The organism is Wolbachia endosymbiont of Drosophila bocki (genome assembly GCF_028982005.1).
GTDB classification, from domain to species: Bacteria; Pseudomonadota; Alphaproteobacteria; order Rickettsiales; family Anaplasmataceae; genus Wolbachia; species Wolbachia pipientis.
In genome coordinates, this window is record NZ_JAPQLG010000141.1 from 1 (window position 1) to 9,726 (window position 9,726).

At 35.3% G+C, this 9,726-nt stretch carries 6 protein-coding genes and 1 tRNA gene; 2 read left to right on the forward strand and 5 right to left on the reverse strand.

Annotation, left to right across the window (positions count from 1 at the left end):
- Positions 1–201: 201 nt before the first annotated feature.
- The 4 genes from OZD61_RS03105 to OZD61_RS03120 all read right to left on the reverse strand — a co-directional run bounded on the left by OZD61_RS03105 (position 202) and on the right by OZD61_RS03120 (position 4,665).
- A complete protein-coding gene (locus OZD61_RS03105) occupies positions 202–567 on the reverse strand; it encodes a hypothetical protein (RefSeq protein WP_274979809.1) in 366 nt (121 codons plus the stop codon).
- Between the two features lie 121 nt (positions 568–688).
- Positions 689–2,356, reverse strand: coding sequence for an aminopeptidase P family protein (locus tag OZD61_RS03110; protein WP_274979810.1), 1,668 nt, complete (start codon positions 2,354–2,356; stop codon positions 689–691).
- 8 nt (positions 2,357–2,364) lie between these two features.
- A complete protein-coding gene (gene mnmG, locus OZD61_RS03115) occupies positions 2,365–4,299 on the reverse strand; it encodes a tRNA uridine-5-carboxymethylaminomethyl(34) synthesis enzyme MnmG (protein ID WP_274979811.1) in 1,935 nt (644 codons plus the stop codon).
- 290 nt (positions 4,300–4,589) lie between these two features.
- Positions 4,590–4,665, reverse strand: a tRNA-His gene (locus tag OZD61_RS03120).
- A gap of 150 nt (positions 4,666–4,815) precedes the next feature.
- On the opposite strand from OZD61_RS03120, the gene murJ reads away from it, so the two are divergent.
- Together murJ and OZD61_RS03130 are read left to right on the forward strand one after the other, a co-directional pair.
- Positions 4,816–6,303 (forward strand): murein biosynthesis integral membrane protein MurJ, encoded by a 1,488-nt coding sequence (murJ, locus tag OZD61_RS03125; protein ID WP_274979812.1) that lies wholly within the window; start codon positions 4,816–4,818, stop codon positions 6,301–6,303.
- Positions 6,304–6,306: 3 nt separating this feature from the next.
- A complete protein-coding gene (locus tag OZD61_RS03130; protein ID WP_274979813.1) occupies positions 6,307–8,850 on the forward strand; it encodes an AsmA family protein in 2,544 nt (847 codons plus the stop codon).
- A gap of 54 nt (positions 8,851–8,904) precedes the next feature.
- Here OZD61_RS03130 and OZD61_RS03135 read toward each other — a convergent pair whose 3' ends face one another.
- Complete coding sequence (locus OZD61_RS03135) at positions 8,905–9,687, reverse strand: phage portal protein (RefSeq protein ID WP_274979814.1); 783 nt, start codon at positions 9,685–9,687, stop codon at positions 8,905–8,907.
- Positions 9,688–9,726 lie beyond the last annotated feature (39 nt).

Genomic DNA, 9,726 nt, shown 5'->3' on the forward strand with positions numbered 1-9,726 from the left:
TTCATGAATTTATTGTACGTTACCTACTATCCGAAGAGCGATGCAACAAAGCCATCCCAGTGTCAAGCACCGGGATGACACCTCCGGGCACTGCCGTCATAAAGGAACCAGTGTCAGCTACTTTCATGACATCAATAATTGACCTCGACTTACCGTCCAACTAGAAAATTGTATATAGAATGACAGAAATCCAGATGTTATTTACTTACTTTCGATCTTTTCTATCAATTTTTTAACTAAGCCTCTTAGCTTTTTACTGGACTCATCAAGCTCTTGAATCTGCGAGCTGTGCTCTTTCATTAGTTCCTTATAGTTACCTCTTATGTAGTCAATCATTTCCTTCATCTGAGCAATCATCTTGTTAACATCCACACTGCCCAAATCAGGTATCATGCCAGGCATAGCCCCTTCTAACATACCGCCAGCCATAAGCTGCTGAGACATTTGCATAAATGGTTTTAAAGTCTGATTAAGCAATTCAGGATCCTTGGCTAATTTTTCTATTTGCTCTTTGCAAGTATCCATATACTGCTTCATAAACTCATCTTCTTGCCCTTTGTCTATCATAATTATAACCTACCTAAAAATACGTGTTCTTCATTGTATATTATTTTAAAATTAAAAACAATACAAAATACCTGTCACAATTGCATTAATACTTTTTAAATAATAAAAAATGCTCCTTTGCTTATAAAGGGTCACATACCTTCTTTAACCATTCCTTATCTTTTACGCTATTTTCTAAGTTTTTATAGACAAATTGATGGTAGCCATTTATCCATTCAATTTCATCCTTAGTAAGCATTTGCACATTTATTAGTCTTCTATCATATGGAATAGAGGTCAGTTGTTTAAAGTTTAAGAAGCCATTCTCTTGCCTGTCAACATATATCAGATTTTCAATTCTTATTCCATACTCTCCCGGAATGTAATAGCCAGGTTCGTTGGAAAGTATCATCCCTGGCGTGAGTTTCACTTTATTACTTTTTGATATTGCTTGTGGTCCTTCGTGTACTGATAGGTAATTTCCTACTCCATGCCCTGTACCATGCATATAGTCCATTCCAAATTTCCATAAATGCGTACGTGCCAATATATCCAATTCTCCACCAGTAGTGCCAGAAGGAAAGATGACACTTGCTATAGCAATGTAAGCTTTCAACACTATTGTATAGTGGGTTATTTGCTCATTGGTCGGATTACCAACCACTACAGTTCTTGTCACATCAGTTGTACCATTAAGGTATTGGCCACCAGAGTCAATCAAATATAGTCCACTTTTCTGAATTACCTTATTCGTCTTACTGCTTGCACGATAGTGAATTATTGCTCCATTCTCATTAAATGCTGAAATTGTTGGAAAACTTAGTTGCTTAAACAAATTCTGCTCTTTTCTGTATTCTAAGAGTTTCTCTTCAGCTTCAAGCTCTGTACCAACATTATTTTCAAGCCAATGTAGAAAGTTTGTAACTGCCACTCCATCTCTGATGTGCGCATTTATAGCCCCAGCTATTTCAGTTTGGTTTTTTACTGCTTTATAAATTAGACAAGGATCCTCTCTTTCAGCTACCTGTTTATCTTTTATTACAGCCATAGTACTCATTGGAGTTGTGTTTGGATCTATAACTATTGAATTTAGCTTGTGCAGCGAATTTTCTAGCTCACTAATATCAAAAATATTTATATGATTGCCTAAATTTGCTTCTATAGTTGAATGTTCTTTATCTTGAATAAACAAATCAACATTACCGCTTTTATACAATATAGCACGGCCCAATATACATGGAGTATATTTAGCATTTTCATTTCTTAAATTTAATAACCATGAAATTGAATTTGGATCAGTTAAAAGCACTACTTCAGCTTCTTTATCTATGCTTTTAGCTATTTTTTCACATTTGTCCCTACTACTTTCACCAGCATATTCAATAGAATGTAAAACCACTGCTTGTTTTCGACAGTCACTTTTTTTTCCAGCTAAACAGGGTATTAATTTACAGATATTCTCATACTTTCTTATATCTTCTATGGTAAAATATTGCAAATAATAACCTAGTGAGGCAGTTGATGTTAAGTTTGCTTTTATCCATTCGCGTGGATCCTCTTCTTGTATATTATACACTTGAAAATTGCCCCGATCGAGCTGATTGCGAGCTTGTGTGATGTAGCGTCCATCCGTAAAAAATGGGCACTTGTTGTCTTTTGTAACGATAAGTAGCCCATTTGTTCCTGTGAAGCCACATAACTTGGTTAACTCGTCTGAATATTCACTTAAATATTCATCTTTAGTATGCAATATAAATGCGTCAACATTTGTTTCACGCATAAAAGATCGAAATTCTTCGATTTTTGACATAGAACACCTCATACAAAATTAGCAGCCACTTTCGTTTTCCTGTTTCTCAAATACACTAATATGCTCACTATCGCTGCAGGAGTGATGCCTTGTATTTGCTTTGCAATGCCAATCGTCGCTGGTTTTATCGTCTGCAACTTTTCTATTACTTCACTTGACAGGCCTTTAACTTGTGAATAGTTGAAATCAATAGGAATTTGAGTGTTAATTTCCTCTCGTAAAAACTTCATATCCGCTTCTTGTCTTATTAGATAAGGTTTGTATTTTGCTTCAATTTCAACCGCTTCGCATATTTCATTCTTAGCTCTATTATCCGCTTTGGTGTGTCCCATTTTGTCATTCCAGCGCGTGACGCTGCTTAACTCCGGCCATATTTCTTGTAATTTATTCCAGTCGATGTTTGGATAGCTAAGTAAATCTAGTGCCGTTTTTCTTATCCCATCATAAGATATTTTGATACCATAAGACCTAAGCTGCTCAGGAGTAATCGTCAGACTCCCTAACTTCTCTTCAAGCTGCTTAATGGATTCAAGTTTATTCTGTAAAACAGAGTATCTCTCATGCGAAACAAGGGAAATATCATAACCTTTTTGTGTTAATCTTCTATCTGCATTGTCTGACCTGATAGCTAGCCTATATTCTGCACGTGAAGTAAATAATCTATAAGGTTCGATCACCCCTTTGATGACTAGATCATCTATCATTACGCCGATATATGAGTCTGTGCGATGAAGAACAAAGCTTTCTTTTTTTTCAGATGCAGAGAGTGCTGCATTAATTCCGGCGATAATTCCTTGCCCTGCTGCTTCTTCATATCCAGTGGTGCCATTAATTTGGCCAGCAAAATATAGGCCTTTAACTTTCTTAGTTTCGAGAGTATGAAACAGCTCTCGTGGGTCAATATAGTCATACTCAACTGCATATCCAGGTCTTAGTATTTCTGCATTTTCAAGTCCCTTGATACTCTTTATCATTTCACACTGCACTTCAATAGGCAATGAATTTGAAATTCCGTTCGGGTATATAGTATCATCATTCAAGCCCTCTGGTTCTAAAAATATTTGATGACTACTTTTTTCTGCGAATTTTTTAACCTTAGTTTCAATGGATGGGCAGTATCTTGGTGCTATAATATCATCCAAATACGAAGAAGCTGACCTGTGCAGATTCTCTCTAATTATTTTATGCGTGTTTTCATTAGTATGGGTAATAAAGCATGATACCTGAGGTTGGTTAATTTTTTCTGTTAAGTAAGAAAACGGCACAGGTGGATTATCACCCACTTGTTCTTGCAATATTGACCAGTTTATAGTGCCACGATCAAGCCTTGGCGGAGTTCCGGTACGCAATCTACCTAATTTAAAATTATATTTCTTCAACGTATTTGCAAGTTCTACGGCAGGCTTATCTCCCATTCTCCCTGAAGGAGTTACCTGCTCTCCTATATGAATCACACCCCGCAGAAAAGTCCCTGTAGTTAGAACGACTTTACTTGTCAGTATATGCTCCCCTGAGCTTGTTATTACAGCTTTAATGCACAATTCTCCATTGTTATTACTCTCTATAAGAAAATCGTCAACCGACTCTTCTTTTACCGTCAAATTATTATAATTTAGAACAATTTCCTGTATTGCTTGCTTGTATAATTTTCGATCTGCCTGTGCACGTGGTCCCCACACTGCCGCACCTCTGCTGCTATTTAAAATGACTGAGTGTATGCTTGCTCGGTCGATTGCTCTTCCCATTATTCCATCAAGAGCGTCAACTTCCCTGACTACAACACCCTTTGCAACTCCTCCGATTGCTGGATTGCAGGACATTTCCCCTATAGTTGAAATTTTATGAGTTATAAGCAGCGTGTTTGCACCAAGGCGAGCTGCAGCAGCAGCAGCTTCGCACCCTGCATGACCACCACCTACCACCACTACATCATATTTATGCATGCTTTTTAAGTAATTCGTACCCTACTAATATTCCGACTATTAGCGGTTAATGTCAAATTTTACAGTAATTATAGCCTTTCTTATAATAGTCCGAATGCGATAAGATATGTGTTTATGGCTATAGCAGGCCAATAGCATATTACGGTCTGTTCGGATTATTGTAAAAAGAGCTATAACTATTTCAATCATCAGTGGCCAATGTATAGCTAACTCACGTCATACCGTCACGGTATCTCTAGATCCCGCCAACAAGCAGCGGGATGACGGTTTTTCAAATTATCGGGTTTTAGTGGGGCGAGCGACCAGGATCGAACTGGCGACATTCAGTACCACAAACTGACGCTCTACCAACTGAGCTACGCCCGCCAAGATATAAAATTTCTAACATAAGAGCGCAAATAGTCAATTGATTATTTAACTCTCCTTTTGCAGAGGGTTTTAAGTTTAGCCAATAAATATTTTCATTGATACTTTTACCATTATAGTTAATCGTATTGACACTAATGAAGTAGTGGTATGTTTAAAAGTATTTTCACATTTAGTTTTTTTACGGCTATTTCAAGGATCTCAGGGTTAATAAGAGATGTATTGATTGCTACGGTCATTGGTGCGAACTCTCTTGCAGACATATTTTTTTCTTCGTTTCGCTTTGCCAATCTATTTCGAGCATTTTTTGCAGAAGGAGCGTTCACTACCTCATTCATACCGTTATATTCGACAGAATCATATGATAATAAAAAGGCATTTAATTTTGCAAGTAGTGTAATATCCATTACGTTTATTATCTTAGTAATTTTTTGCCTTATTATGCAAGCTTTCTCCCCTTATATGATTCAAATTTTTGCTCCTGGATTTGACCAAAGTAAGTTTACCCTTACTGTTACTTTATCAAGAATTATGATGCCCTACATAATCTTTGTTTCAATTGCATCACTTATTGGTGGAATGCTGCAAGTAAAGCAGCATTTTGCTTCAACAGCTATTGCACCAATCGTTTTGAATCTTTGTTTAATCATCAGTTTGTTTGTGCCTTACGTAAAAACCTCAGCGCACAACCTTTCTATAGCTGTGCTGATAGGAGGAGTTTTTCAGTTGTTGCTGATGCTATTTAGTGCATATAAATTAAAGGCAGCTTTTTCTTTTAGCCTTGAATTAAGCAATGAAGTAAGGTTATTTTTTAAGCGTGTGGTACCTGCAATTATCAATAATTGTGTAACTCAAATAAGCTTATGGATTGATACAATCATGGCGAGTTTTATACCAAATGCGGTGTCCTATATATATTATGCCGATAGACTAAATCAACTACCGCAGGGAATAATCGGTACTGCAATTGGCACAGTGCTTCTTCCTTTAATTTCAAAACAGGTGGATAATACTGAAAATATAGTCAAAATACAGAACAAGGCTCTCAACATAGGATTAATGTTAATTATGCCAACAACTGCTGCCTTTACCATTATTCCCGACATAATTTTACTTACGCTTTTTTCTTACGGCCGGTTTGATCATTATGCAGTGCAGCAAACTGTTCCCACTTTAATAGCATTTTCTCTTTCTTTACCTGCATTTATTATAAATAAAGTATTGCTACCTACATTTTTTGCTAAAGGCAATCTGAAAATACCAACCATATTTTCGCTAATGTGTCTTGGAATTAATGTAGTGCTAAACCTTTTGTTAATGAACGAGTATCAGCATACGGGGATTGCTATTGCTACTTCCGTTTCCACTTGGATAAACTCCATTCTATTAATTAGTTATTTAACAATAAATAAAATGTATAAGGTTAGCCAAGCGTTATTGTTAAATGTCATGAAAATTTTTGTAGCAACGGCAGTCATGTCAATAGCCCTTTATATTTTTAATTCTTTGTTGGCAGGATTATTTTTTGATAAAACATTGGCTCGTATTGTTTATTTAACGACTTTAATAGCTTTGAGTGTTATTGTTTATTTTGGTATTCTCTATTTAATATTTAAGGGAAACTTTAAGCATGTGTAAATTATGAGACTTTCTTTATATGCTATATTATCAATCTCACTGCTATTAATTCTCATGCATGTTGCTGCAACTTTTAAGGATTGGAGTGGCTACAGGAAATATATCATAAAAGAGTTAGAGAAGACGTATGATGCTAAAGTGCATATTGGGGAAAAAATTAAAGTTTCGTTGATTACCCCAAAGCTCACCATTTATAATGTATACGTACAATACAACGAAAATAAAGAGCAAAAGTTGTCAGATTTAATTAGTGTAAGAAAAATTGAAATAAGGCCATCGTTCCTATCGTTGTTTTTATTTTCGTTGCAACCAAAGTCAATCACATTGTTTGGCATGAAAAGCAACAAAGAAAATTTACCTAATATTATAAATACAAACGCCAGTGGTAACACAGTCAATATAGTAATAAAAGACAGCCAAGTAAGTTTCAAGAATGATTTCGCTGATATTGTTAACATAAAGGAAGTTGCTGTAAAAAAAAATAAGCAGTTTTTTGGTAAAGTAAAGGTAGGTGATAATAATTACGATTTTTCAGGAAAGGTTAATATCACAAAAAGGAATGTACACATTAGTGTTGAATCAAATTTTGTAAATTTGCTATTTACAGGTAATAGAAATCAAGAAGAACTCCAGGGTAATTTAACATTAACAATTAATAACAGTTCCGGTTCTGTGAGTGATTTAGCAAAAATCATTAATCTTAGCTTTCTCTCTTGTGTTATTCCTAGCGAAAATATCAAGATATCATCCGATATAAGTCTTAATGAAAGTGAGTTTACGGCAACTGACTTAAAAATTGATTCCAAAAGCATGCAAGCCAGCGGTACAATACAAAATGATAGAAAAGGCAATCACACTAATTTCAATATTAGCTTCAGTAAAGTTGATTTAGATTCCATACAAAATGATTCACAAAGAACAATGAATATGAAGGATCTTCTGGAATGTTTTAGAGCAGTTGTGCCAAAGAACTTGAGCTTAAATTTTAATATGGAAGCTTCTAACATTCAATATCAAAACAAAATATTGGACAATTTCCGTGCTGTACTAAAATCCACTGATGGCAAAGTAAAAGTTAATACGCTTCTTAAATTTCCTGGAATCAATAATATATCTTACTTATCAGGAGAGATCTCAAACAATAATGTCCTATCTGAATTCAACGGTGATTTATTAGTCGAAGGAAATGATTTTGAGTCATTCATTTCATGTTTTTTCCCTTCTATAAAGATGAAAGAAAACCAGAAAAATCAATTTACACTAAGTTCTAAACTGCACCTTGCACCAAGAATATTATCTATCTCAGACATTAGACTGCTAAATAATAAGGAATCCTTGCAAGGATCAATTAGAGTAAGCCACACAAAAAAACGCAGTGTGATCGATGGTGAATTTAGCATGCATAATCTTGATGCAGATAAATATGATCATTCATTATTTAGCAGTTTACCTAAAATGCAATGGCTGAAAAATTTTCAGTATGATACAAATATAAAGGCCCGTGTTAATAACCTTACATTGAATGATACGAAAATTAAAAATTTGGATTTTTTGCTGAAAATGGAAAAAGGTAAGCTAGTTGCAGATAAAATAAAACTATCTGGAGAAGATTTCGATATTACCGGTAATGCAAAAATATTAGCAGATCAAAAATACGCCAAACCTTTATTAGATGTTAACCTTACGGGCAGTAAATTTAATGGAAAAATTATTACATTACCAAATTTAGTAGAGGCGAAAAGAAATTCAAGAAATGAGATAGATCAAATTCAATGGTCAACAAAGCAGCTTGATTTTTTGGATGATAAAGAAGGCTTTGATGCAAATGTGCAAATCAATACTGCAGAATTTAAAACCGAGCAGAATGTTTTAAAAGATTTTAATTTGGATGCGGTAATGAGAAACAACACTATCACTATCAGGCAGGCAAGTTACGTATTAGAACACGGGCAAGTGTTTTTTCAGGGTTATTTAAGATCAGACTCAATAAATACAAGGTTTTCTATTGTAAATTTGGACACTAAAAAGATTGGTAAGGTTATAGGAATTGACAATGTAAATGGTCAGGTAAGCTTAAATGGTGAAATCAAAACTCAAGGAAAAAGTTTTCATGATTGGGCTAGTAACTTATCAGGAGATGTAAACTTACAAGCGCAAGGAATAGAAGTTACTAATGTAGATTTCAATTCATTTATCACTAATTTGTTAAGCAGTAATAATAAGTCTGAAATCTCCACACTTGCTTATATTGATATATATAACGGTAAAACATTTTTTGAAAATATTAGCGGAAAAGCAAGTATTAAGAGTGGCATATGTTCAACTAGTTTACAATTCGGGATTGATCAAGCATCAGGGTCGATCTCTTCTAATTTAACCTTATCTAACTTCACTTTAAATTCTATATTCAGGTTCTTTTTCATACCACCAAATTATAGTAATCCAATCTATATCGATATGCATTTGGATGGCCCTATTTGGCGTCCTAAGATGAGTTTTGATGTAGACCAAATCTTCATCGCTCTGGTTGGCAAGAAAAATAGTTAATTTACTTAGGTGTACGGTTTAGGGGACAATGAACTCATCTGAACGGATACAAACTTAACCTAACTCATCACCACCTGGCAGTGGTGGCAAGCCAAATGCTTCTCTCTTTTCGTTGAGCGTCATGAAGCTTGCGTTTTCTACGTATTTCCACAACTTTTGTCTTTTTTCCATGAGAATTTCTATTGCATCTTTGTCATACGACAAGCACAGATCTTCACCAAATCTTGGTATCAGCCAAGAATTCAGGTGACAGATAATATTTTCTAGCGTTGGTAAAACCGTCTGCCCCCAGAGGGATAAGTGTGCTTCGACTAAATTGCTATAAGTGTTATCACCCGGTATGCCAAGCAATTGCGGTGGAACGCCAAAAGCTAGCGCAATATCACGAGCTGAGCTGTGTTTGGACTCAATAAAATCCATATCCCTTGGCGATAAGCTCATTTCTTTCCACTCCAAGCCTCCTTCAAGCAATATCGGTCTTCCAGCGTTTATAGAACCTGAATAATGATCATTTATCTGCGCTTTTAAGCGTTGGTACTGCTCTTGACTTAAATTTCCACCACTCCCGTCTTTCGCTGATTTCACAACTATTGCACCACTTGGTCTTGCCCCATTTTGCAACATCGCTTGATTCCAAGCACCCGCCTGATTATGTTGATCTATGCTATATGCAGCTGCCTCAATTGGTGATAACCCATACCAATCATTCAAAGGATTAAAGGTCTTTAAGTGCAACACTGCTGAACATCCAGTTAGTTTATCAACTTTAAAGTCATAACTGTTGTTATTTATGGTATAACGATAGATATAAGAACCTGTTAAGGATCTCGAAAATATGAGGTAAAATAAGCATAGTTAAGAAAGAGGTATATCTAT

Excerpts from the sequence above, each read along its gene's own strand:
- OZD61_RS03105 (WP_274979809.1), bottom strand. The coding sequence starts at position 567 with ATGATAGACAAAGGGCAAGAAGATGAGTTTATGAAGCAGTATATGGAT.
- OZD61_RS03110 (WP_274979810.1), bottom strand. The coding sequence starts at position 2,356 with ATGTCAAAAATCGAAGAATTTCGATCTTTTATGCGTGAAACAAATGTT.
- mnmG (WP_274979811.1), bottom strand. The coding sequence starts at position 4,299 with ATGCATAAATATGATGTAGTGGTGGTAGGTGGTGGTCATGCAGGGTGC.
- murJ (WP_274979812.1), top strand. The coding sequence starts at position 4,816 with ATGTTTAAAAGTATTTTCACATTTAGTTTTTTTACGGCTATTTCAAGG.
- OZD61_RS03130 (WP_274979813.1), top strand. The coding sequence starts at position 6,307 with ATGAGACTTTCTTTATATGCTATATTATCAATCTCACTGCTATTAATT.